The sequence below is a fragment of the Telluria sp. ZB2R32 genome (assembly GCF_059685715.1).
Map to the genome: position 1 here is coordinate 557,068 of NZ_JCASIG010000003.1, position 22,397 is coordinate 579,464.

At 68.2% G+C, this 22,397-nt stretch carries 17 protein-coding genes and 1 tRNA gene; 9 read left to right on the forward strand and 9 right to left on the reverse strand.

The window, feature by feature from the left end:
- Positions 1–2: 2 nt before the first annotated feature.
- The 9 genes from AC56LG_RS11910 to AC56LG_RS11950 all read right to left on the reverse strand — a co-directional run bounded on the left by AC56LG_RS11910 (position 3) and on the right by AC56LG_RS11950 (position 10,595).
- Positions 3–479 carry a TssQ family T6SS-associated lipoprotein gene (locus AC56LG_RS11910; RefSeq protein WP_497166305.1) on the reverse strand — a complete coding sequence of 159 codons (477 nt, stop codon included), beginning with the start codon at positions 477–479 and terminating at the stop codon, positions 3–5.
- Positions 480–489: 10 nt separating this feature from the next.
- Positions 490–1,929, reverse strand: a complete 1,440-nt coding sequence (locus tag AC56LG_RS11915) for a PEGA domain-containing protein (protein WP_497166306.1) — start codon at positions 1,927–1,929, stop codon at positions 490–492.
- A gap of 89 nt (positions 1,930–2,018) precedes the next feature.
- Positions 2,019–3,425 (reverse strand): ATP-dependent RNA helicase DbpA, encoded by a 1,407-nt coding sequence (gene dbpA / locus AC56LG_RS11920; RefSeq protein WP_497166307.1) that lies wholly within the window; start codon positions 3,423–3,425, stop codon positions 2,019–2,021.
- Between the two features lie 23 nt (positions 3,426–3,448).
- The gene (locus AC56LG_RS11925) at positions 3,449–3,703 is read right to left on the reverse strand and encodes a hypothetical protein (RefSeq protein ID WP_497166308.1); all 255 of its coding nucleotides are present in this window, start codon (positions 3,701–3,703) and stop codon (positions 3,449–3,451) included.
- Between the two features lie 65 nt (positions 3,704–3,768).
- Positions 3,769–3,845: transfer RNA gene (locus tag AC56LG_RS11930), tRNA-Met, on the reverse strand.
- A gap of 54 nt (positions 3,846–3,899) precedes the next feature.
- Entirely contained in the window at positions 3,900–5,039 is a 1,140-nt protein-coding gene (locus AC56LG_RS11935) for a methyltransferase (protein ID WP_497166309.1), read from the reverse strand.
- Between the two features lies 1 nt (position 5,040).
- Positions 5,041–5,250 carry a hypothetical protein gene (locus tag AC56LG_RS11940; protein WP_497166310.1) on the reverse strand — a complete coding sequence of 70 codons (210 nt, stop codon included), beginning with the start codon at positions 5,248–5,250 and terminating at the stop codon, positions 5,041–5,043.
- A 345-nt stretch (positions 5,251–5,595) separates the two neighbouring features.
- Positions 5,596–9,357 carry an AAA family ATPase gene (locus AC56LG_RS11945; protein WP_497166311.1) on the reverse strand — a complete coding sequence of 1,254 codons (3,762 nt, stop codon included), beginning with the start codon at positions 9,355–9,357 and terminating at the stop codon, positions 5,596–5,598.
- Positions 9,354–10,595, reverse strand: coding sequence for an exonuclease SbcCD subunit D C-terminal domain-containing protein (locus AC56LG_RS11950; protein ID WP_497166312.1), 1,242 nt, complete (start codon positions 10,593–10,595; stop codon positions 9,354–9,356). The genes AC56LG_RS11945 and AC56LG_RS11950 overlap by 4 nt, the downstream gene beginning before the upstream one ends.
- 116 nt (positions 10,596–10,711) lie before the next feature.
- Between AC56LG_RS11950 and AC56LG_RS11955 the strand changes: the two genes are divergently transcribed.
- From AC56LG_RS11955 to AC56LG_RS11995, 9 genes are all read left to right on the forward strand, one after another.
- Positions 10,712–11,950, forward strand: coding sequence for a winged helix-turn-helix domain-containing protein (locus AC56LG_RS11955; protein WP_497166313.1), 1,239 nt, complete (start codon positions 10,712–10,714; stop codon positions 11,948–11,950).
- The gene (locus AC56LG_RS11960) at positions 11,947–12,927 is read left to right on the forward strand and encodes a DUF2804 domain-containing protein (RefSeq protein ID WP_497166314.1); all 981 of its coding nucleotides are present in this window, start codon (positions 11,947–11,949) and stop codon (positions 12,925–12,927) included. Before AC56LG_RS11955 ends, AC56LG_RS11960 begins: the two co-directional genes overlap by 4 nt.
- Before the next feature lie 260 nt (positions 12,928–13,187).
- Positions 13,188–13,778, forward strand: a complete 591-nt coding sequence (locus AC56LG_RS11965; RefSeq protein ID WP_497166315.1) for a hypothetical protein — start codon at positions 13,188–13,190, stop codon at positions 13,776–13,778.
- A gap of 100 nt (positions 13,779–13,878) precedes the next feature.
- Positions 13,879–16,572, forward strand: a complete 2,694-nt coding sequence (locus tag AC56LG_RS11970) for a DUF349 domain-containing protein (RefSeq protein WP_497166316.1) — start codon at positions 13,879–13,881, stop codon at positions 16,570–16,572.
- Entirely contained in the window at positions 16,569–17,027 is a 459-nt protein-coding gene (gene moaE / locus AC56LG_RS11975) for a molybdopterin synthase catalytic subunit MoaE (protein WP_497166317.1), read from the forward strand. Before AC56LG_RS11970 ends, moaE begins: the two co-directional genes overlap by 4 nt.
- A 1-nt stretch (position 17,028) precedes the next feature.
- The gene (gene crcB, locus AC56LG_RS11980) at positions 17,029–17,403 is read left to right on the forward strand and encodes a fluoride efflux transporter CrcB (RefSeq protein WP_497166318.1); all 375 of its coding nucleotides are present in this window, start codon (positions 17,029–17,031) and stop codon (positions 17,401–17,403) included.
- A gap of 229 nt (positions 17,404–17,632) precedes the next feature.
- Entirely contained in the window at positions 17,633–18,055 is a 423-nt protein-coding gene (yiaA, locus tag AC56LG_RS11985; protein WP_497166319.1) for an inner membrane protein YiaA, read from the forward strand.
- Positions 18,056–18,164: 109 nt separating this feature from the next.
- Positions 18,165–20,777 carry an ATP-dependent chaperone ClpB gene (gene clpB, locus AC56LG_RS11990; protein ID WP_497166320.1) on the forward strand — a complete coding sequence of 871 codons (2,613 nt, stop codon included), beginning with the start codon at positions 18,165–18,167 and terminating at the stop codon, positions 20,775–20,777.
- 247 nt (positions 20,778–21,024) lie between these two features.
- Positions 21,025–22,230, forward strand: coding sequence for an MFS transporter (locus tag AC56LG_RS11995; protein ID WP_497166321.1), 1,206 nt, complete (start codon positions 21,025–21,027; stop codon positions 22,228–22,230).
- Positions 22,231–22,397: the final 167 nt, after the last annotated feature.

Here is a 22,397-nt window from a genome sequence, read left to right on the forward strand (position 1 = left end):
GTTTAGCCGCGCTTGGCCCGTTCAAAGGCCGGGCCCCACAGCGGATGTCCCTGTTCGCCCGCTTCCAGCGAGAAGCCGGGGTCGATCTTCAAGGCGCGCTCGAATGCCTGCTCGCACTGCTTCGGGCGCGAGGTCACGCAGTAGCTGAAGGCCTGGTATTTCAGCGCCGTCACCCGCACGCGCGCCGGCGCGTTGGCGCGGATGTCGTTCGAACCGAGCCGCTTGATGGCCCCATCGAAATCCCCATCGTGATACAGGCGGATGCCGTCGCGCAGGGCAGCCTGTTCGCGTGCCGACTGGGTGTCGGTGCGGCTCTCGGCGCGCGGGCGTGACTCGTCCTGGGTGGCACTGCGCGCGCTCACGCGCGGATGGTTGCGTTCGGGATTGCGCTCGAACAGCGGCGCCATCTCGGCGCAACCGGCCAGCAGGCCCGCGCACAGCAGCGTTGCCAGCAGGCGCGGAGGATGGAATGTTGACATGGCAGCCTCCTTAGCGAGCCGGAGCCCTGAAATCGTAGGCGATGGTCGCCGTTTCGCGCGCGCCGGCATCGACCGTGATGGTGTGCTCGGCGAAGTTCGGATTGGCGATCCGGATCGTGTGGCGGCCGGGCGGCAAGGTCAGGCGCTTGATCGGCGGACTGACGCCGCGCTCGATGCCGTCGACATACACGGTCGCCCAGGGTTTGATCAGGAGTTTGTAGGTGGTGCCGTCGGCGACCGCCTCGGTGGATGTTGCCTGAGTGGGAGGTGGCGCCGGCGCCACGGCCTCCGGGGCGGTGTCGGGCGCCGCGCCCGTGGTCGCGTCGAGTTCGCTGTCGGCCGGCTGCGGACCGGCGGGCTGGTCGGTTGCGGGGGTGACAGGTGAGGCGGCGGACGAGGCCGAAGGCGGCGCCATGACCGTTTCGCTGCCGGCGAGCCCTGTCGCGGCACGCTCGGCCGACGGCAGGGTCAGCGGCACCAGGTCGCGCGCATCGTTCTGGTTCATATAGGAGACGAGGGCGCCGCCGGCTGCCAGCACGACGATCGCCGCGCCCGCGATCATGCCCCAGCGCTGGGCGCGGTTGCCGCGGGCTTTTGCTGGTTGCGTGGCGGCCCGCACGTTGCCCGGGGCACCCGGGGGAATTGCTGCGGACGGCTTGCGCGGTGCAGCCTGGGCCGGTTCGATGCGCTCTTGCAGGGGAGCCGGGGCGATTTTTTCCGGACGCGGCGCATTCGCCGCCGCGCCATCCTCGCTGGCAGGTTTGCGCAGCATGCCGGATTCGGTGCGTTCGCGCAGGCTGAGCGGTTCCGGCACCGGGTTTGCGGTTGGCGCCGGAACACTGGCCGGAGCCGCGAAATCGCCGGGCGCCGGCGTCGTGTCGATCGGTGCTTCGGACGCGGCTGACGCTTCCACAGGCGCCGCCGCAGCCACGGCCGGTTCCTGCGCAGCGGGCGCCGGCACGACCACGTCGCCCGACCCGGCCTCGAGGCCGAGCAGGGCGCGCATGTCGTCCACCGACTGCGGGCGCAGGCGCCGGTTCGGCCCCAGGCAGCAGTCCAGCCCTTTGGTCAATTGATCACTGTAATTGTCGTACAGGCGCGGGCCGAGCGGCCCTTCCGGCGGCAGCTCGGCCGTGATCGCGTAATGGAGGACCAGCGCCAGCGCGTGCAGGTCGGCGGAAGGGGACGAAGATGCGTTCGGCGCAGTGTCCGGCGCTTCTGCCGCGGGCATCAGCAAGGCGTCGCCATTGGCCAGCATCACCAGCGACTCGGGCGTGATGGGGCGGTGCGGCGCCCCGGTCGCGTATTGCCGTTCGAGGGAATCGAGGGTGTGGCGCAGCAGGTTGCGGCACCAGGCCTCGTCTACCAAAGCCGGCGTGTGCTCGACGATGTCGCGCACCGGGCGCCCGTCCGCGAACGGCGTATAGATCGTTGTATGTTGGCTGGTCATTGTGCTAAACGTTTATTTTTAGCAAAACTATGCCAGATTTACCGCAACTGCGCCGCTATTGAATCAAGCGTGCGCGGCATGGAAGTGGATCAGACGTCGAGGAAGCGCATCTTGAAGCTGCGGCCCTTGAAGCTGCCGAATTCCGGCCCGAGCTTGTTGCCGGCGTTGAGCTTGCGGTAAGCGGCGTCGGCCACGTCGCGGGCGATGGCGACATAGGTCTGGAATTCGGTGACGTTGATCTTGCCAACCTGGTCCTTCAGCAGTCCCGCGTCGCCGGTCAGGGCGCCGAGCACGTCGCCCGGACGCAGCTTGTCCTTCTTGCCGCCGGCGATGATGAGCGTGGACATCGGCGCCGGTTCGGCCGGCAGCACCGAGTCGCCCAGGTCGTCGAGCTTGTACCAGGACACCGGGGCGTCCTGGTATTCCTCGATCGCGCGCACCCATTTCTTTTCGTTCGGCGCGCACAGCGACAAGGCCAGGCCCGTCTCTTCGCCGCGGCCGGTGCGGCCAATGCGGTGCACGTGCACTTCGGCGTCCTTCGAGACGTCGACGTTGATCACCGCTTCCAGGTTGGCGATGTCGAGGCCGCGCGCGGCGACGTCGGTTGCCACCAGCACCGAGCAGCTGCGGTTGGCGAACAGGATCAGGATCTCGTCGCGCTCGCGCTGCTCGAGCTCTCCGTACAGGGCGAGCGCCGAGAAGCCCTGGTCGCGCAGCGAGTCGGCCAGTTCGCGGCAGTGCGCCTTGGTGTTGCAGAAGGCGAGGGTCGACACCGGCTTGTAGTGGCGCAGCAGGCGCGCCACGGCGTCGTCGCGGTTGTCGAAGCCGACTTCATAGAAGCGCTGCTCGATCTTCGATGCGTCGTGCTGGCTCTCGACCGCGATCTCGACCGGGTCGTTGAGGAAGCCGGCGGTGGCGTGGCGGATGTCGTCCGGGTAGGTCGCCGAGAACAGCAGGGTCTGGCGCCGCTGCGGGCAGGCCGAGACGATGCCGGCGATCTCGTCGTAGAAACCCATGTCGGTCATGCGGTCCGCTTCGTCGAGCACCAGGGTCTGCACTTTCGACAGGTCGATCGTCGCGCGGCCCAGGTGGTCGCGGATGCGGCCCGGCGTGCCGACCACGATGTGGGCGCCGTGTTCGAGCGAAGCGATCTGCGGACGCATCGACACGCCGCCCGTGAGCGTCAGGATCTTGACGTTGCCGACGCCGCGCGCCAGGCGGCGCAGTTCGCCCGCGACCTGGTCGGCCAGTTCGCGCGTCGGGCACATGACGAGTCCCTGGACCGCGAACCAGGCCGGATTGAGTTTTTGCAGCAGGCCGATGCCGAAGGCGGCGGTCTTGCCGCTGCCGGTTTTCGCCTGCGCGATCAGGTCGCGTCCCTGCAGCACGGACGGCAGGCTGGCGGCCTGGATCGGCGTCATGGCGTGGTAGCCGAGCGTATCGAGATTGGCGAGGAATTGCGGTGCCAGCGGCAGCGCGGAAAATGGTGTGGTCATGCGGCCTCCAGCCGGAAAACCGGTTATGGAGCCGGCGCCCAGACCGGCAAGCCGGTCAGATCAAGGTTGTCGTCGCGGCGCCAGACTGGCAGGCCGGTAGTGTCGGTTTCTTCGAGCAGGGAAATCTGTTCCTGCTTCATGCCGGTGCGGCGTGGACGGGGAGTGCGCTTGCGTTCAACTGTGTGATCGACCGCAGCCTCGACGGAACCGCTGTCGAGCGGGGCGGCCGGTTCGAAACCCGGCAGGTCGATCGTCGCGTTGTCTTTCTTGTCTCTCATCCGGCGTCGCTGGCCCAAAAACAAAAGCCCGGCTACGAGAGTCGGGCTTGTCTGAATCTAGTGTTTGGTTGCGGGGACAGGATTTGAACCTGTGACCTTCGGGTTATGAGCCCGACGAGCTGCCAGACTGCTCCACCCCGCAGCGCTATTGTACTGCGGGGTGCGCCAGAATGCAAATCGGCGAGTGGATATGGATTCAGGCGGCGCGCAAACGCCACAGCGAGGTCACTTCCCGGGCCCGCGCCCCGTGCAGCGGATCGTCCGCATCCTGCGCCTTCGCGTGGGTCGGACGCACGTCGTGGCGGCCGGCAACTTCCAAACCGGCGGCCGCGATCCATCCGACCAGCTGCTCGCGCGTGCGCAGGCCCAGATGCTCGGCGAAGTCCGACAGGACCAGCCAGCCTTCGCCGCCCGGCGCCAGGTGCGCCTTCAAACCGTTGAGGAAACCGCGCAGCATGCGGCTGTCCGGATCGTAGATCGCGTATTCGATCGCCGAACTCGGCTTGCCCGGCAGCCAGGGCGGATTGCAAACCACCAGGTCGGCCTGGCCTTGCGGGAACAGGTCGGCCTCGACGATCTCGACCTGCGCATCGAGTCCGAGGCGCGCGATGTTCTCGCGCGCGCAGCCGAGGGCGCGTGCATCCATGTCGGTAGCGACGACGCGGCGCAGGCCGCGCCGCGCCAGCACGCTTGATAACACGCCGGTACCGGCGCCGATGTCGAAGGCGAGGTCGGTTTTCTGCGGCAGCGGCGCCTGCGCCACCAGCTCGACGTACTCGCCGCGCACCGGCGAGAACACGCCGTACCAGGGGTGGATGCGATCGTCCAGCGCCGCAATCGGCACGCCCTTGCTGCGCCATTCGTGCGCCCCGATCAGACCGAGCAGCTCGCGCAGCGAGACCACGAACGCTTCGGTCGCGGCGCCATACGCTTCGTTGCAGGCCTGGCGCACGTCGGGCGCGCGCCGCAGCGGGATCGTGTAATCGGCATCGAAGGGGATCAAGAGCATCGCCAGCGTACGCGCGCGCTGCAGTTGCGCCAGGCGGTGGCGGTGGAACTGTTCGGTCAGCGTGGGCGGCGTCGCGCCGGCCTTGATGCGCTTGGCGCGCGCCGGCTTGTGGTCGATGCGGCGCGCCAGCGCCTGCACCAGCTGGCGCGCATTCTGGAAATCGCCGCGCCAGAGCAGGGCGGTGCCGTCCAGCGCCAGCCGGTACGCCGCATCGGCCGTCATGGTGTCGTCGGCGATCACCACCTTTTTCGGCGCCGGCCAGCCGCTCTCCGAACGCCACAGCGCCGAACGCGACTCGCCGTTTTCAACCCATTCGATGCGCGTCATATCAATGATGGTGATGCCAGTTGCCGTCGGCCGACTCGATGAACGATTTCACGGCGTCGGCGTTGCCGGTCGCATGGCGTTTCACTTCGCCGCAGCCGCAAATGCCCTGGTAAGGCTGGATGTGCGAGCAGGCCGAGACTTTCTGCAGGTAGACGGTGACGGGTTTGGCGCACTTGGCGCATTTGAAGGTGAGGGTGCGGGCGGGTTTCATGGGTAGGTGCGTGGTGAATACAAAGGGCGTCATTGTACAACGCTGTGTGAGCGGGCGATGGGCGCTCACGGCGTCCTTACGCCAATCGCACACGATTATGTAACTAACCAACAATGGCGAACCGAGCCCCGCAAACCCCGGCTGTCAAGACGCACAGACCCGTAAGGTGGGCGGCTGTACCTGGAAGCCAGCCCGTCCCCAGCTCTGAACGCCGCCCACGCGTTCAACCGCAAGCTGAAACATCGCGACGGATTTCCCGACCGTTGAACGCGTGCGCGGCGCACCTGCCGCAGTTCCGCTACCGGAAGAAGGGTTAGCCGCGCACCTTACACGTACGTCGCAAGCTCAAACCCCCACGCTCACCGCGCTGCTGCCCCCGCCCGCCGGCCGTACCTGGATCTTGGCCGCGATCCGCTCCGTCATCTCCTGCACGTGCGAGATCACGCCAACCTTGCGTCCCATCGACTGCAGCGCATCGAGCGCATCCATCGCCACGCCCAGCGTATCGCTGTCGAGCGAGCCAAACCCTTCGTCGATGAACAGCGACTCGACCCGCACCCGGTTCGACGACAGCGAGGCCAGGCCGAGCGCCAGCGCCAGCGAGACCAGGAAGGATTCGCCGCCGGAGAGCGAATTGACCGAACGGATTTCGCCGCCCATGTCCTGGTCGCGCACCATCAGCGCCAGCGACGGCGCGCCGGCGTTGTCGACGCGTTCCAGGCGGTAGCGCCGCGCCAGCTGGTTCAGGTGGCTGTTGGCGTAGCCGAGCAGGACGTCGAGCGTGAATTGCTGGGCGTAGTTGCGGAACTTCTTGCCGTCGGCCGAGCCGATCAGCTCCGACAGCCGGCCCCAGCGCGCTTCGATCGCCTGCTGGCGCTCGATCTCGGCCAGCATCGACTGGGCCTTCTCCCGGCGCGCGTCGTCTTGCGCCGCCTGCAGGCGCAGGGCGGTGGCGCGTTCGTGTACGGCGCTGCGCTCTTCCAGCACCGCCGCCAAGGCATCGGCGACCGCTGCACCGTCCTGCATGGCGCCATCCGGCGCAGCGCTCTGTTCATGCATGTCGCGCTGGGTCCTGCGCTCGGCGAGCACGGCGGCGGCCCGGGCCAGGGCTGCGTCGAGTTCGGCCAGTGCCGCCCGTTCGCCGGCCAGCCAGTTGGCGCCGACGGCAAGCAGGCCCGCCAGTTGCGCCTGGTTTTCCACGGGTTCGAGTTCGCCGTGATCGGTGGCGTAGTCTTCGATCCAGCCGGCCAGGCGTTCGCCGGCGTCGCGCGCGTCGTCCTGCAGGGTGCCGATGCGTTCCTGGGCCTGGGTCAAGGTGCTGCGCACCCGGGTTTCGCGCTGTGCCGCTTCACCGGCCGCGGCCTGGCGCGCGGCCAGCGTTTCGCGTGCGCCCGTCACTGTGCGGCGCAGGGCCTGCTCGACCTCGCCCACGGCGCGGCCGTCGAACAGCGCGGCGCGCGACTGGCGCCGTTCGCGCAGTTCGGCTTCGCTGCGCGCGAACGCTTCCTCGGCCGCGGCGGCCGCGGTGACCGCGTGCTCGGCGCGCACGGACGCTTCGCGCTGGGCCGCTTCCAGCGTGGCCAGCGCGAAGCGCTGCTCGGCCAGCTGGGCAGATTGCGCCGTCCATGCCTTCGCCTGCGCCGCGCGCGCCGCCTGCCACTGTGCCGGATTGCGGCGCCAGGCGTCCTGCCAGCCGTCGCCCACGGATTCCGCCAGCACCGGGTCGAGTTCGGCCAGCAGGGCTTCCAGCGTTGCGCGGTCGCGTTCGAGCTGGGCGCTGAAACCCTTGTGTTCGAGTTCCAGCGTCGCCAGCGAAGTGCGCACGTTCTGGGCCAGTTCGCGTGCGCGCACGTGTTCGGCATTGCCGGCATCGAAGGCGGTTTGCGCCGCCTCGCGCGCTTGCGCGGCGCGGCGCGCGGCGCCCTGGCGTGCCTCGACGGCGAGCAGCGCTTCGCGCACGGCGTTCGTTTGCGGCTCGAACCAGGGCTTGCGCTCGCCCTCGGGCGGGGCATCGTTTGCCACCGGATTGGCGCGCCAGCTGGCATCGAGTTCGCCGATGTCGTCCAGCAGCGTCGCCCGTTCCTCGCCCAGCGCCGCCAGCCGTTCGCCGGCGGCCGCCAGCTGGGCGCGGCGCGTGGCCTGGTCACTCAAATTGTCCTGCACCGCGGCGCGGCGCTCGCCCACCTGGGCACGCAAGGTGTCGAACACCGCATGCAGGCGCGCGTCCTGGTGCGCGTAAGGATGGGCTTCGCTGCCGCACACCGGGCAGGGTTCGCCGTCCACCAGCGCGCTGCGCAAGTCTTCGACGTTCCCGGCGACCGCCAGTTCGGCGGCGGCGAGGGCCTGTTCGGCCTGGGCGGCGGCGCTCGCCAGCAAGGGCGCCGCTGCTACAGCAGCGGCCAGCGCCGCCTCGGCGGCGGCGCGTGCTGCCCGTGTGCGTTCGATCTCGGCATCGATCCGCGCCAGGTGTTCGCGCGCGGCTTGCAAGCCCTTGGCGATGCGGGCGGCGGCGCCCAGGGCTTCGCGCCGTGCTTCGAGTCCCTGGCGTTCGTCGTGCAGGGCATCGAGGTCGAAGCCGGCCAGCGCGGTCGCGGCGGCCGCGCGCGCGGTGTCGAGTTCGGCGATGCGCGCGCTGGCGCGTTCGGCCGTATCGAGGGCCGCTTCCAGCGTCGCAGCGGCATTTACGCGGGCGCGCTCGGTTTTCGCCAGCGCGGCCAGGTTGGCGGCCTCGGCGCCGGCGGCCTGCGCGGCGCTATTGAACAGCTTGTCCCACTGCGGCCATCCGGTGGCCAGCGCTTCGTGCTGGCGGTGCGCGGCGAGCCAGTCGGCGCTGCGTGTGGCGGCGTCGCGTGTTTGTGCGAGGCGGGCATCGGCGTCAGCCAGGATGCCGCGCGTGCGTAGCGCTTCGGCAGCGGTAACGTCGCGCCGGCCCGCCAGCTGCGCGTGGGCTGCGGCTAGGGTACCGATGGTGGCGTCGAGCGCCTTGGCCGCGTCGAGCTGGGCGGCGGCGTCCAGTTGCGCGGCTTCGGCCGTTTCCAGCGCCGTTGTTGCGGCCTGTACTTCCTGCTGCGCCAGGCGTGCGGCATCGACTGCACGCGCCAGCTCGCCCTGGCCGTTCGCCAGCGTCGCTTCCAGCTGCGCGCGTTCGGCATCCAGGCGCGCCAGTTCCGCCATCAGCGGACGCGCCGCCTGCACCGCGTCCAGCGTGGCCAGGCGCACGCGCCGCTCCCCCGCGTTGTCGGCCTGCGTGCGCGCTTCCAGCAGCAGGCTTTCGGCCTGCGCTTCGCTCAGGCGCAGGCGTTCGCGTTCCTGGTGCCAGCGCAGCTGCGCTTCCAGCAAGGCGCGGCGCACGTCGACCGCCTGCAGCGCCACCTCCGCCGCGGCGCGCTCGGCGTCGAGTTCGGCGCGTGCTTCCTGGGTCAGTGGAGCCTGGTCGGCCAGGCGCGCGGTCAAACGGCGCACCACATCCTGTTCCTGCTTGTAGCGCTCGAAGGCGCGCTTCGAGATTTCGCTGTAGACGGCGCTGCCGGTCAGCGTCTCCAACAACTCGCCGCGTTCGTTCTCGTCGGTTTTCAAAAAGGCCGAGAACTCGTTCTGCGCCAGCAGCACCGAGCGCGTGAACTGCTCGAACGACAGGCCGATGCGCGCCGCGATTTCAAGTTGGGCCTCGGTCTTGGTGCCGCCCAGGGCCACCATCTCGGGCAGGCGGTGCAAGGTCATGTTCGAGGCTTGCAGCAAACCGCTGACCTTGTTGCGCGAACGGCGCACGCTCCAGCGCGCGCGGTAATGCACGCCGTCGTTGCCGACGAAGTCGACTTCGGCGTACCCTTCGGCCGAACCGCGGCGCAGCAGGTTGCGCGCGTCCGTGGTCGAGACGGATTCGCCGCCGGCGTCGGGCAGGGCGCCGCGGCTGCTCCTTCCCTGCAGGCGCGGCGTGTTGCCATACAAGGCCAGGCAGAGGGCGTCGAGCAGGGTGCTCTTGCCGGCGCCGGTCGGGCCGCAGATGGCGAACAGGCCGGATGAGGCCAGCGGTTCGCTCTCGAAATCGACGCAAAAGTCCCCGGCCAGGGACGCCAGGTTGCGTCCCGCAATACGCAGGATCTTCATGCGCGCTCCGCGTCGCCGGGCAGCATCAGTTCGGCAAAGGCCGTCAATTGCTCGTTCGGCGCATCCTCGCCGAAGCGTTGCTGCCACAGGCGGCGGAAGATGTCGTCCGGCTGCAGCTGGGCCAGCTGGTCGAGCGTCAGGGCATCGGCCCCGTCTTCGCGCGTGACGGTCTTGCGGGTCGGTTCGATCTTCGCCAGCCGCACCGGCTTGCCGGCGATCGCCGCTTCCACCTGCGCGCGCAGGCTCGGTTCGGGGCCGTCGAGCAGCACCCGCACTTCGAGGTAGGGGCGGCATTGCGGCGGCAGGTCCGGGTCGAGCTGCAACGCGTCCAGAGCGGCCAGCACTTCCGGCAGCGGCGCTGGCTTGGGCGGCACCCGCAGCAGGTCGACCGCGCGCGGCACCAGCAGGGGCGTGACTTCCTTCGCCACCGGGCCATCGAGGTCGATGCGCAGCACCTGGTGCTGGTAGCCGACCTCGGCGAACGAGAGCGGCAACGGGCTGCCGGAATAGCGCAGGTGGTCTTTCTTGCCGACGCGCTGGGCCAGGTGAAGGTGGCCGAGGGCCGCATACGCGATCTCGGGCGCGAACATCGAGGCCGGCAGCGCTTCGGTGCCGCCGATGACGATGCGCCGCTCGGAGTCGATCGAGGACTGGCCGTCGACCATGTGGCAGTGACCCATGGCGAGGATCGCCTGGTGCGCTTCGCGCCGCGCCTGCGCCAGCGCGAAGGCCTGTTGGTAGAGCAGGGCGATGCCGTTCAGGTAGGCGTCGCCCTCGACTTCCGCCTTGGGCACGTCGCCGGGGCGCAGGAAAGGCACGCCCAGGCACCAGGCCTCGATTGCACCTTCCTTACCACGCAGCGGCACGAGCAGGCGTTCGAGGTCGATCGCACCCTCGCGGTTGCGCACCACGTTGCCGATCACGACTGTACCGTGCGCTTCCAGCAGCGGCCCTGGTGCTTCCAGCCGCCCCGGCGAATCGTGGTTGCCGGCGATGACGACGATCTGCAGCTGCGGCGCGCGCGCCCTGGCGCGCTGCAGAAAGTGGTACAGCTGGCGCTGGGCGGCGGACGAGGGATTGGCGTTGTCGAAAATGTCGCCCGCGATCAGGAGCGCGTCGGCGCCTTCGTCGACGATCGTGTCGAGCAGCCAGTCGAGGAAGCACTGGTGTTCGTAGGTCCGGTCGTAATTGTGCAGGGTCTGGCCGAGGTGCCAGTCGGAAGTATGCAGCAGCCGCATGCGGATATGGAAAAGGGAAGGTGGGATCGGCTGCACTATAGCGCAGCTGGGCGGCGCGTTCAAAAAAAATCCGGCAGCGATGGCGTTGCTTATTGAAACCTCATTAGAATATTTACATGAGCGAATTAACTCTCTCCATCGGCGCCGCGCGCGCCCTGCACCTGGCGGCCCAGGGACTGCTGCAGCCGCGCCGCCGCAAGGCCGCCCTGGGCGACGTGCCGGAGGCGATCCGCCGCATGGGAGTGTTGCAAATTGACACAATCAGCGTCGTCGCGCGCAGTCCCTACCTGGTCTTGTGGAGCCGGCTCGGCGATTACCCGCCGGCCTGGCTCGACGATGCGCTGGGCGCAGGCAAGCTGTTCGAATACTGGGCCCACGAAGCCTGTTTCATCCCGCGCGAAGATTACGGCCTGTACCGCCACCGCATGCTCGACCCAGGCGCGATGGGCTGGAAGTATTCGGCGACCTGGATGCGCGAGCGCGCCGGCGACGTGGCGGCCTTGCTGGCCCACATCCGCACCAACGGCCCGGTGCGCGCATCCGATTTCGAGCGCAGCGACGGCAAGGCCGGAGGTTGGTGGCAGTGGAAACCGGAAAAGCGCTCGCTCGAAGTCCTGTTCACGGCGGGCGCGCTGATGATCGCGCGCCGCCACAACTTCCAGCGCGTGTACGACCTGGCCGAGCGCGTGCTGCCGGAGTGGGACGACGCGCGCATGCCGGCGCTGTCCGAGGTCCAGCGCACCTTCGCCCTGCGCGCCGTGCGCGCGCTGGGCCTGGCGCGCGCCGGCTGGATACCCGATTACCACCGTACCCGCCGTCCCCACGTCGATCCGGCGCGGCTGGCCGCTGAGGGTTTGCTGCTGCGCGCGCGCGTGGCCGGCTGGGACGATCCGGTCTACATCCATCCGGACCACCTCGACCTGGCGCAGCAGGCCGCCGCCGGCGCGCTGACGCCGACGCTGACCACCATCCTGTCGCCCTTCGACCCGGTGGTGTGGGACCGGCGCCGCGCCCTCGAACTGTTCGGTTTCGACTATCGCCTCGAGTGCTATACGCCGGCGCCGAAACGCCGCTACGGTTATTTCACGCTGCCGCTGCTGCGCCGCGGCGCGCTGGTCGGCCGGATCGACGCCAAGGCGCACCGGCGCGCGGGCGAGTTCGAACTCAAGGCCGTGTTGTTCGAAGCCGGCGTGCGCATCGGCGATGGCTTGCTGCGCGACGTGGCCGGCGCCGTGCTGCGCTGCGCGCGCTGGCACGGGTGTCCGCAGATACGTGTCGTGCGCACCGAGCCGGCCGAGGTCAAGGTGCGGCTGGCCGCGCTGCTCGGCGCCGAGCCCGTGGCTGCCGCCGCATGAATTTGCCGCCGGCCCCGCCAGACGCCGTCGGCCCGAACGGGCTGGCGCGCTTTGGGCGCTACCAGGGCCTGGCCGGTGCGCCGGGCTGGGCGCGCCTCGCCCCGCCGCAGGCGCGCAATCCACTGTGGCGGCGCCTGCACCACAAGCGCTGGCATTTCGTGGCGCTGGTCACCGACGAACTGTTTTGCGGCGTGGCGATCGTCGACGTCGGCTGGAGCAATACCTGCTTCGCGTATGCGTTTGACCGGCGCGAGCGCCGCGTGGTCGCCGCCGTCTCGCCGCTGGGCGTGGCCGGCATCACGGCGACGGTCGGCGCCACCGTGGCCGAGGGCGCCAGTTTCGCGCTGCCGGGACGGCGCATTGCCATCGCGTCCGACGGCGCCCATGGCCACCGCCTGCTGCTGCGCGCCGGCCGCTTTCGCATCGATGCCGATTACGCCGGAGACGGTCCGCGCCTGCTGGCGATCGGGCCGGCGCTCGACGGCGGCAGCGTGCACAGCACGCAAAAGTCGCCCGGCCTGGCCCTGCGAGGGCAGGTCGAGGCCGGTGGGCGCCGTTACCGGCTCGACGGCGGCGTCGCCAGTTACGACTTTTCGAATGGCCTGCTGGGCCGGCGCACGGCCTGGCGCTGGATCTCCGCGCACAGCGCCGGGCTTGGGCTGAACCTGCAAAGCGGGTATTTCGGCGACGCCGAGAATGCGCTCTGGTTCGAAGGCCAACTGTTGCCGCTGGGCGCGTTGCAGGTGGAGGTCGAACCCGGCGGCTGCTGGGCCATGCGCACGGACGACGGCCTGCTCGACCTGTGCTTTACCCCCGAAGGCACGCGCTGCGACGACAAGCAATTGCTGGTGGCAAGCAGCCGCATGCGCCAGCACGTGGGCCGCTTCGACGGCTGGGTCCGGCCGGGCGCGGGCGCGGCGCGCCACCCGGTGACCGGGCTGGCGGGCCTGGCCGAAGACTATCGCGCGCGCTGGTGAGTTGCCCTGCAGTACGAGTGAAAATGGTTATCTCAGCCGCAACGCATGGGGCGGGAGGCGGTTGACGCGGGCAGCGCGGCCGTATCCCCCGAATTTGATCGAGATCAAAGTCGCAAGGGTGGCGGTCCGTAAACTACACCTTCCTTCAGGCCGAAGAGAAGAAAAACATCCGCCCGGCCTGTCCAAAAACCATAGCGTCCAGCCTGCCGTGTTCCCCTGCGGAGCATGTGCTCGTGCTGACGATGCCGAGAGGAGACACCATGCTGACAGCGACCTACACCCTCGTCGCGCTTTCCGTGGAACAAACCAGTATGCGGGTCAGCCTGCATTCTGTGCAGCAACTCGTTCAGAAAAGCTATGCCCAGAAAAAGGCGCTGACCGAGGGCCAGGCCGCTTATGTATGCGATACCTTGCGCCGCCTGTACGAAGCCTGCCAGGGCCGCAAGCTCGACCGTTTCCTGCTGCCGGCGCTGTGCCGTGCCGGGGCCGGCGCCGAACCGCTGCTGTGCGAGCTCGACCTGCTCAGCCGCAGCGCCGCCGATGCGCTCGGCAGCGCCTGCCGCCTGGCCGCCGGCAGCATCGACGATAGCGACAGCGTCGATGCCTTCTGCCTGGCCGTCGAGCGCTTCTGCGCCGCGCTCGCACTGCGTTTCGACCGCGAGGAACGCGAACTGTTTCCGATCGCGCGTTCGATCATTGCCGGCGATGCCTGGTTCGCGGTGGCCAATCAAATGCTGGCGCACGACGCCTACCTCGAAGAGCACCGCGGCCGCGTACCGCCGCCGGCGGGCCGCGCCAGCCGGGCTGAACATGCTCATCGGCAAGGGATCGCGGCGTATTACGTGCACTAGCAAGGTTGCCATCGCAACATCGTGCTCCCGCGCCGGGCACGCCAGAAAGATCGGTCATGGTTCTTTGCTATGATGGGGGTTTTGCAAGTGCGATTCTCTTATGTTCGAATTCCTATTCAAGCGCCAGCGCGGCAAGACGGACAATGGACGCGGTGCGAAAGCGCCGCTCCCGGCTGCACCGGCCGCGGCCGCAGCGCCGTCCGCTGAGGCGGGCGGTCCATCGAACAAGCGTGGCGCCGGCGCCCAGGCTGGCGCCGCGGCGGCACGTGTGCCGTCCGCCGTACGCGAAGGGCAGGCCGAGCAGCTGAAGAACCTGGGCGGCGACGAAGCGCGTGCCGTCGACTTCATCCTCCAGTGCGAATTCTCCGAGTTGCGCCTCGCCGCCGCCGAGCTGGTCCACAGCCGCGCCGCGCTCGAGCGCGTGCACGGCGCGATCCGCAATACCGACCGCCGCGTCGCCAAGCTGATGCAGGCACGCCTCGACGCCATCCGCCACCACGACGCCGAACTGGCGCGCGGCCAGGCCACGCTGGCCCAGGCGCGCGCGCTGCTGGCGGACGAACACCTGACGCCGAACCAGGTCGCCGACCTCGACCGCAAATGGGCCATCATCGCCGCCCCCGAATTGCAGGACGAATACGCACCGGTGCGGGCAGGGCTGGGCGAACGCCTGGAAGCGCAGGTGCAATTGCAGCGCGCCATGATCGACCGCTTGAGCGCCTTGCGCCGGCTCGAGACCGAAGGCTTGAATGCGGCCGAGATGGCCGCGCGCCTGGACACGATGCAGGCCGAGCAGGGAGCCGCCCTGGCGGCGCCCGAACGCACGTCGCTGCCGCGCTCGCTGGTGGCGGAATTTGCCTCCGAACATGCCCGAGTTTCGGGCGCGCTGGCCACGCTTGCACAGTCGCAGGCGGCGCTGGCCGCGCATGAAGCGGCGTTGACGGAATGGCAGGGGCAGCCGGTTGCCGAGCTGAATGCCGAGACTTTGCGCAAGGCTTGGCAAAAACTGCCGCCGCTGCCGGAAGGCCCATCCGGCACCGCATTGCACGCACGCTTCGAGGCGCTGCTGGCGAGCCTGCCGCAGCCGGTGCGCAAGGCGGCGAGTGCGCCCCAGGCCGCGCGTGGCGCCGGCCAGCCTGAAGGCGAGCGTCGCGCGCCCGGGACTGACACCCCTGGCGTCGAAGCCCGGGCCGCCAAGCCGGCCAAAGGCGCCGACCAGGCCTTCATCGACAACATGGACGCCCTGGAAGCGGCCCTGCAACAGGGTTCGCTCGCGCACGCGGCCGAACTCGACAAGGTACTGAAGGAAACCAAGAGCAAGGGCATGCGCCTGAGCGCGCCCCAGGCCGACCGCCTGGCCCACCTGCGCGCCGAATTGAAACGCCTGTCGGACTGGGCGCGCTGGGGCGGCAATGTTTCGCGCGAAGAGTTGATCAAGACCGTGGAAGCGCTGCCGACCCAGAACCTGGCGATGGCGGAACTGGCGAAAAAGGTCGGCAGCATGCGCGAGCGCTGGAAGGCGCTCGACAGCCTGTCGGGCGCAGCGCCGAAAAGCCTGTGGGAACGCTTCGACCACGCCTGCACGGTGGCCTATGCGCCGGCGGCGGCCCACTTCCGCCACCTGGCCGACGAGCGCCACGCGAACGCGGCGAAAGGGGAGGCGATCGTGCAGGAAGCCACTGCCGAGATTGCGCGCCTGGAATCGGGCGAAGCCGACTGGAAGCACGTGGCCGGCACGGTGCAGCGCCTGCGCCTGGCCTGGAGCCATCTCGGCGCGATCGACCGCAAGGACAAGAAGCGCCTCGACACCCTGTTCGGCGCGGCGCTCACCACGTTGCAAGGCCCGCTGGAAGAGCAGCGCAAGGCCGAGGTGGCGGGGCGCGAGGAACTGATCGACGAAGTGCTGGCCATCGATCCGCACGACCGCCATGCGGTCGACCACCTGCGCGACATCCAGGCGCGCTGGCAGGAACATGCGCGCGCGCTGCCGCTCGAACGCAAGGCCGAGCAGGCGCTGTGGCAACGCTTCCGCGCTGCCTGCGACGACCTGTTCGCGCGGCGCAAGGAAACCGCGCATGCAGCCGACATCGAACGGCGCGCCCACGAAGCGGCCAAGGAAGCGATCAGCGCGCGCCTGGAAGCGGCCGCGCCCGAGGCCACCGCCGCCAGCGCCCCCAGGCTGCTGCGCGACGCCGCCCACGAATGGCAGGCGATCGGCCCGGTGCCGCGCGCCCACGAGGCACGCGTCGAGAAGCGCTATCACGAGGCGGTGGCCAGGGTGCAGCACCACGCCGACCTGTCGCGCCGCGCCGCCGGCCTGGCGCTGGCAGGCGCGCTGCGCGACAAGCTGCGCGCCTGCCAGGAACTCGAGGATTCCCTGGCCCAGCCGGAACAGACCATTTCGGCCGCCGACTGGCGCGCGCGCTGGACGGCGCTGCTGCCGGCCGGCCCCGAATACGACCCGACCCTCGACGCCCGCTTCGAGGCGGCCCTGAATGCACTCGACACCGACCGCAACGGCTACGCGCGCCTCCTGGCGGCCAACCGTCCGACCCTGCTGGCCGAACTGCTGCGCCAGGAAGTGGCGGCCGGCATCGACAGCGGCGCCGAGTTCGCGCGCGACCGCCTCAAATTGCAAGTCGAGGCGCTGCAGTCGACCCTCAAGGCGGGCAACAAGCCGGCCGGACGGCATACCGCCTTGCACGCGCTGTGCGCGCTGCCGGCGCTGGTCGACGCGCGCACCGCACACCGTATCGAGCAATTGTTGATGCGTGCGGCGCGGGAGGGTAAATGACTACGGTTCGGGTACAGGCCGGGGACTTCGACCTCGGCCATGAACTGGCGCAGCTGCGCGCGGGCGACGCCCGCGTCGGCGCCGTGGTCAGCTTCGTCGGCACGGTGCGCGACATGAACGATGGCGCCTCGGTCTCCGAGATGGAACTGGAACACTATCCGGGCATGACCGAACGCGCGCTGGAAGACATCGTCGCACAAGCCAGCGCGCGCTGGCCGCTCTACAACGCGCTGGTAATCCACCGCGTCGGCCCGCTGGCGCCGCTGGAGCAGATCGTGCTGGTGGCGGCGAGCGCGGCGCACCGCGGCGAAGCCTTTGCCGCCTGCGAATTCATCATCGATTACCTGAAGACCGACGCGCCGTTCTGGAAGAAAGAGCAGACACCAGAGGGCGCGCGCTGGGTCGACGCCCGCATCAGCGACGACAGCGCCAAGGCCAAATGGGCGAGTGTGTGAAATGAGCTGGCTGGCGGTCGGGGCAGGGGCGGCAATCGGCGCCTGGCTGCGCTGGGGCCTGGGCATCTGGCTGAGCAGCGTGCATGCCCACGTGCAGGCCGGCACGCTGGCGGCCAACCTGGTCGGCGGTTACCTGATCGGCATCGCGCTGGGTTTTTTCACGGCCCATCCGCACCTCACACCCGAGTGGCGCCTGTTCATCGTCACCGGTTTCCTCGGCGGCCTGACGACCTTTTCCAGCTTCTCCGGCGAGTCGGTCGCGCTCTTGCAGCGCGGCGACTACGGCTGGGCGCTGGCGCATACATTGCTGCACCTGGTCGGTTCGATCCTGCTGTGCATGGCGGGTTTTGCCACCTGGCGGGCATTGCGCGGGTAACTTGTACGCCGGTACATGCATACCGGTTGTGTAGGGTGGGCTCCGCCCACGCGGTGATACGTATTGGCTCCGTTGTCGTGCTCGACGATCTCGCCGGCGCGTATCACCGCGTGGACGAAGTCCACCCTACAAAACCCCGAGTACCGCCAACCGCTACTCCTGCAGTTTCGCAACCATCCCGTAACTTCCAGTGATAAGATTTCCGCCTGACAACTAACCGGAGCCCGCCATGACCACCGTTCAACGACCGACCGCCGCCTTCGTCGGCGCATCCTGGGCCGCGCTGTGCATCGGCGCTGCGGCTTTCCTGTGGGGTTTGTGGAACGCGCAGATGCAGCTCAACGAAAAGGGTTACTACCTGAGCCTGCTGCTGTATGGCCTGTTCGCCGCCATCTCGCTGCAGAAATCGGTGCGCGACCGCAGCGAGGGGATTCCAGTTACCGGCCTGTATTTTTCGCTGTGCTGGTTCTCGCTGTTCGCGGTGATTGCGCTGCTGACGATCGGCCTGTGGAATGCCACGCTGCAGCCAAGCGAAAAAGGGTTTTATACGATGGCCTTCGTGCTGAGCCTGTTTGCCGTGGTGGCGGTGCAGAAGAACGTGCGCGACCTGGGCGCCATCGAGCCGAAGGCGCCTGCGTTCGACCAGACCTGACATCCTGTAACGTAGGATAAGCCCTACCGCCGCACGGGCGCATCTTGAAATAGGATGCGTCCATCCCAATTTTGTTTCCTAGCTAAGAACACTCACTAGGAGCAAAATTATGCGGCAAGACAAGTTAACGACCAAACTCCAGGAAGCGCTGGCCGATGCCCAGAGCCTGGCGGTCGGCAACGACAACCAGTACATCGAACCGGTCCACCTGCTCGTCGCCCTGCTGAACCAGGACGACGGCGGCGCGCACTCGCTGCTGCAGCGCGCCGGGGTGAACGTCGGCGCGCTGACGAATGGGTTGAAGAGCGGCCTCGAGCGCCTGCCCAAGGTGTCCGGCACCGGCGGCGAAACGCAGGTAGGGCGCGATCTGGTGTCGCTGCTGAACCTGGCCGATCGCGAATCGCAAAAGCGCGGCGACCAGTTCCTGTCGAGCGAGATGGTGCTGCTGGCGCTGACCGAAGACAAATCCGACGCCGGCCGCCTGGCGCGCGAACACGGCCTGGCGCGTAAATCGCTGGAGTCGGCGATTGCCGCCGTGCGCGGCGGCGAAAACGTCAACTCGCAGGACGCCGAAGGCCAGCGCGAAGCGCTCAAAAAATACACGCTCGACCTGACCGAACGCGCCCGTCTCGGCAAGCTCGACCCGGTCATCGGCCGCGACGACGAGATCCGCCGCGCGATCCAGGTGCTGCAGCGCCGTACCAAGAACAACCCGGTGCTGATCGGCGAACCGGGCGTGGGCAAGACGGCGATCGTCGAAGGCCTGGCCCAGCGCATCGTCAACGGCGAAGTGCCCGATTCCCTCAAGGGCAAACGCGTCCTCTCGCTCGACATGGCGGCCCTGCTGGCAGGCGCCAAGTACCGCGGCGAATTCGAAGAGCGCCTGAAATCGGTGCTGAAGGAACTGGCGCAGGACGAGGGCCAGACCATCGTCTTCATCGACGAGATCCACACCATGGTCGGCGCCGGCAAGGCCGAAGGCGCGATGGACGCCGGCAACATGCTGAAACCCGCCCTGGCGCGCGGCGAGCTGCATTGCGTCGGCGCGACCACGCTCGACGAATACCGCAAGTACGTGGAAAAGGATGCCGCCCTCGAGCGCCGCTTCCAGAAGATCATCGTCGACGAGCCGAGCGTCGAGGCGACGATCGCCATCCTGCGCGGGCTGCAGGAAAAGTACGAGTTGCACCACAAGGTCGAGATCACCGACCCGGCCATCATCGCCGCGGCCGAGCTGTCGCACCGCTACATCAGCGACCGCTTCCTGCCGGATAAAGCCATCGACCTGATCGACGAGGCCGCCTCGAAGATCAAGATCGAAATCGACTCCAAGCCGGAAGTCATGGACAAGCTCGAACGCCGCCTGATCCAGCTGAAGATCGAGCGCGAAGCGGTGCGCAAGGAAACCGACGAAGCCTCGCTGCGCCGCCTCGAGCTGATCGGCGAAGAAATCGCCCGCCTCGAGCGCGAGTACAACGACTTCGAAGAGATCCTGAAGTCGGAAAAGGCGGCGGTGCAGGGTACCACCCACATCAAGGAAGAGATCGAGCGCCTGCGCCACCAGATGGAAGAGGCCAAGCGCCAGTCGAACTGGCAGCAGGTTTCCGAACTGCAGTATGGCCGCCTGCCGGAACTCGAAGCGCAGTTGAAGCATGCGGAAGAAGCGGCCGGCCAGGACGACGGCGAGGCCGCGAAACCGAAACTGCTGCGCACGCAAGTCGGCGCCGAGGAAATCGCCGAAGTGGTCTCGCGCGCGACCGGCATTCCCGTCTCGCGCATGATGCAGGGGGAGCGCGACAAGCTGCTGCACATCGAAGAAAAGCTGCACGAGCGCGTGGTGGGCCAGGACGAGGCGATCGAGGCGGTGTCGGATGCGATCCGCCGTTCGCGCGCCGGCCTGTCCGACCCGAACCGCCCGTACGGTTCGTTCATGTTCCTGGGCCCGACGGGCGTCGGCAAGACCGAGCTGTGCAAGGCCTTGGCCAGCTTCCTGTTCGATACCGAGGAATCGATGATCCGCATCGACATGAGCGAATTCATGGAGAAGCACTCGGTTGCGCGGCTGATCGGCGCGCCGCCGGGCTATGTCGGCTATGAAGAGGGCGGTTACCTGACCGAAGCCGTGCGCAGGAAGCCGTACAGCGTAATCCTGCTCGATGAGATCGAAAAGGCGCACCCGGACGTGTTCAACGTGCTGCTGCAGGTGCTCGACGATGGCCGCATGACCGACGGCCAGGGCCGCACCGTCGACTTCAAGAACACGGTGATCGTGATGACCTCGAACCTGGGTTCGCACAAGATCCAGTCGATGGACACCGACGAGCCGGCGGTAGTGAAGCTGGCCGTGATGGCCGAGGTGCGCGGACATTTCCGTCCCGAGTTCATCAACCGGATCGACGACATCGTCGTATTCCATGCGCTCGACGAGAAGAACATCGGTGCGATTGCCCGCATCCAGCTGCGCGGCCTGGAAGAGCGCCTGGCGAAGATGGAAATGACGCTCGACCTCGACGAGGACGCGCTGCAGAAGATCGCCGAAGCCGGATTCGACCCGGTCTACGGCGCCCGTCCATTGAAACGCGCGATCCAGCAGCAGATCGAAAATCCGCTGTCGAAGGCGATCCTGTCGGGCCGCTTCGGGCCGAAGGATACGATTCCCGTGCGCGTGCGCGGCGGGCAGCTGGTCTTTGGCGAGCAGGCGCAGGTGGAACTGGCGAAGTAAGGCGGCTTGGTTGACACAGGGAGGGGCGCAGCGATGCGCCCCTTTTTTCGTGTAGGGCCGGCATGCCCGCCTCCCGCTCATGCACGCCGCACCGTCCTCCGTCGCCATGCGGCATGCATCGGTACGAACAGGCGGGCATGCCCGCCCTACGGTACGCCGCCTCTACAGGCTTCCCGAAATTTGCCGCACCAGCAAACCCGCGCCGTTTTGACTACACTGGTTCCTTTCGCTTTCCACAACAATAACCATGAACTCAACGAGCCTGCGCCAGGATGCGCGCGTGATCGGCCTGGTCGGCACCTCGCATGGGGTGTCGCACTTCTTCCACCTGATCCTGGCCGGTCTGTTTCCCTGGCTGAAGGAAGCCTTTAGCTTGTCCTACTCCGAGCTCGGGCTGTTGATGACGGTGTTCTTCGTCATTTCCGGCATCGGCCAAGCCTTGTCGGGCTTCGTGGTCGACCGCATCGGCGCGCGCCGCGTGCTGTTCGCCGGCCATGCCCTGCTGGGCGTGGGCGCGCTGGTGCTGGCGTCGGCGCCGAGCTATGCGATGCTGTTGCTGGGCTCGTTTATCGCCGGTTGCGGCAACGCCGTGTTCCACCCGGCCGGCTACACGCTGCTGAACCATGGCGTGAGCAAGGAGCGCCTGGCCTATGCGTTTTCGGTGCACGGCATCGCTGGCAACATCGGCTGGGCGACGGCGCCTATCTTCCTGGCCGGCGTCGCCACGCTGTCGAGCTGGCGGGTGGCGCTGCTGGCCGCCAGCGCGATTCCCTCCGTGATGCTGCTGGTGCTGTTCCTGAACCGCGCCGTATTGCCGAACGCAGCCACGGTGCCCAAGGGTGGAGAGGCCGGCGCCAGCGCGTTCGGCTTCCTGCGCCTGCCCGCGGTCTGGATGTGCTTCGGCTTCTTCTTCCTGACCTCGGTGGCGCTGGGCGGCATCCAGGCCTTTTCGTCGACGAGTTTGACCAGCCTGTACGGCATTTCGCTGGCGACGGCGGCCACGGCGTATACCACCTTCATGCTGTCTTCGGCGGCGGGCATGGTGGCCGGCGGCTTCCTGGCGGCGCGCGCGCACAACCACGACCGCACGATCGCGATCTGCTTCCTGTTCGCCGCGGCGCTGGCCTTGCTGCTGTCGGCATCGGTCGTACCGGGGCCGCTGGTGGTGCTGGTGATGGGGGCGATCGGCCTGTCGACCGGCGTAGCCGGTCCGTCGCGCGACCTGCTGATCCGCGCCGCGGCGCCGCCGAACGCCACCGGACGCGTGTTCGGCGTCGTCTATTCGGGCCTGGACAGCGGTATGGCGGTCGGCCCGGTGCTGTTCGGCATGCTGATGGATGGCGGCCATCCGGCCGGGCTGTTCATCGGCGTTGCCTTGTTCCAGACGCTGGCGATCGCCACGGCGGTGGGTGCCGGGGGCAGGGGACGGGAGCCGCTGCCGCATAAAGCGTAAGGGCGGATCGACACACGAACAGCGCGGCTGATGGCCGCGCTTTCTTTATTCCTGCTGAGCGGCAACATTTCGCAAGGCCCGGATTCGGGCTGCTGCAACAATCTGCATGGCCCCGCCGCTTGACAATTTCACCATGTGAAATGGCGCTACCATTTCGTGAAACGGCG

Excerpts from the sequence above, each read along its gene's own strand:
- AC56LG_RS11910 (WP_497166305.1), bottom strand. The coding sequence starts at position 479 with ATGTCAACATTCCATCCTCCGCGCCTGCTGGCAACGCTGCTGTGCGCG.
- AC56LG_RS11915 (WP_497166306.1), bottom strand. The coding sequence starts at position 1,929 with ATGACCAGCCAACATACAACGATCTATACGCCGTTCGCGGACGGGCGC.
- dbpA (WP_497166307.1), bottom strand. The coding sequence starts at position 3,425 with ATGACCACACCATTTTCCGCGCTGCCGCTGGCACCGCAATTCCTCGCC.
- AC56LG_RS11925 (WP_497166308.1), bottom strand. The coding sequence starts at position 3,703 with ATGAGAGACAAGAAAGACAACGCGACGATCGACCTGCCGGGTTTCGAA.
- AC56LG_RS11935 (WP_497166309.1), bottom strand. The coding sequence starts at position 5,039 with ATGACGCGCATCGAATGGGTTGAAAACGGCGAGTCGCGTTCGGCGCTG.
- AC56LG_RS11940 (WP_497166310.1), bottom strand. The coding sequence starts at position 5,250 with ATGAAACCCGCCCGCACCCTCACCTTCAAATGCGCCAAGTGCGCCAAA.
- AC56LG_RS11945 (WP_497166311.1), bottom strand. The coding sequence starts at position 9,357 with ATGAAGATCCTGCGTATTGCGGGACGCAACCTGGCGTCCCTGGCCGGG.
- AC56LG_RS11950 (WP_497166312.1), bottom strand. The coding sequence starts at position 10,595 with ATGCGGCTGCTGCATACTTCCGACTGGCACCTCGGCCAGACCCTGCAC.
- AC56LG_RS11955 (WP_497166313.1), top strand. The coding sequence starts at position 10,712 with ATGAGCGAATTAACTCTCTCCATCGGCGCCGCGCGCGCCCTGCACCTG.
- AC56LG_RS11960 (WP_497166314.1), top strand. The coding sequence starts at position 11,947 with ATGAATTTGCCGCCGGCCCCGCCAGACGCCGTCGGCCCGAACGGGCTG.
- AC56LG_RS11965 (WP_497166315.1), top strand. The coding sequence starts at position 13,188 with ATGCTGACAGCGACCTACACCCTCGTCGCGCTTTCCGTGGAACAAACC.
- AC56LG_RS11970 (WP_497166316.1), top strand. The coding sequence starts at position 13,879 with ATGTTCGAATTCCTATTCAAGCGCCAGCGCGGCAAGACGGACAATGGA.
- moaE (WP_497166317.1), top strand. The coding sequence starts at position 16,569 with ATGACTACGGTTCGGGTACAGGCCGGGGACTTCGACCTCGGCCATGAA.
- crcB (WP_497166318.1), top strand. The coding sequence starts at position 17,029 with ATGAGCTGGCTGGCGGTCGGGGCAGGGGCGGCAATCGGCGCCTGGCTG.
- yiaA (WP_497166319.1), top strand. The coding sequence starts at position 17,633 with ATGACCACCGTTCAACGACCGACCGCCGCCTTCGTCGGCGCATCCTGG.
- clpB (WP_497166320.1), top strand. The coding sequence starts at position 18,165 with ATGCGGCAAGACAAGTTAACGACCAAACTCCAGGAAGCGCTGGCCGAT.
- AC56LG_RS11995 (WP_497166321.1), top strand. The coding sequence starts at position 21,025 with ATGAACTCAACGAGCCTGCGCCAGGATGCGCGCGTGATCGGCCTGGTC.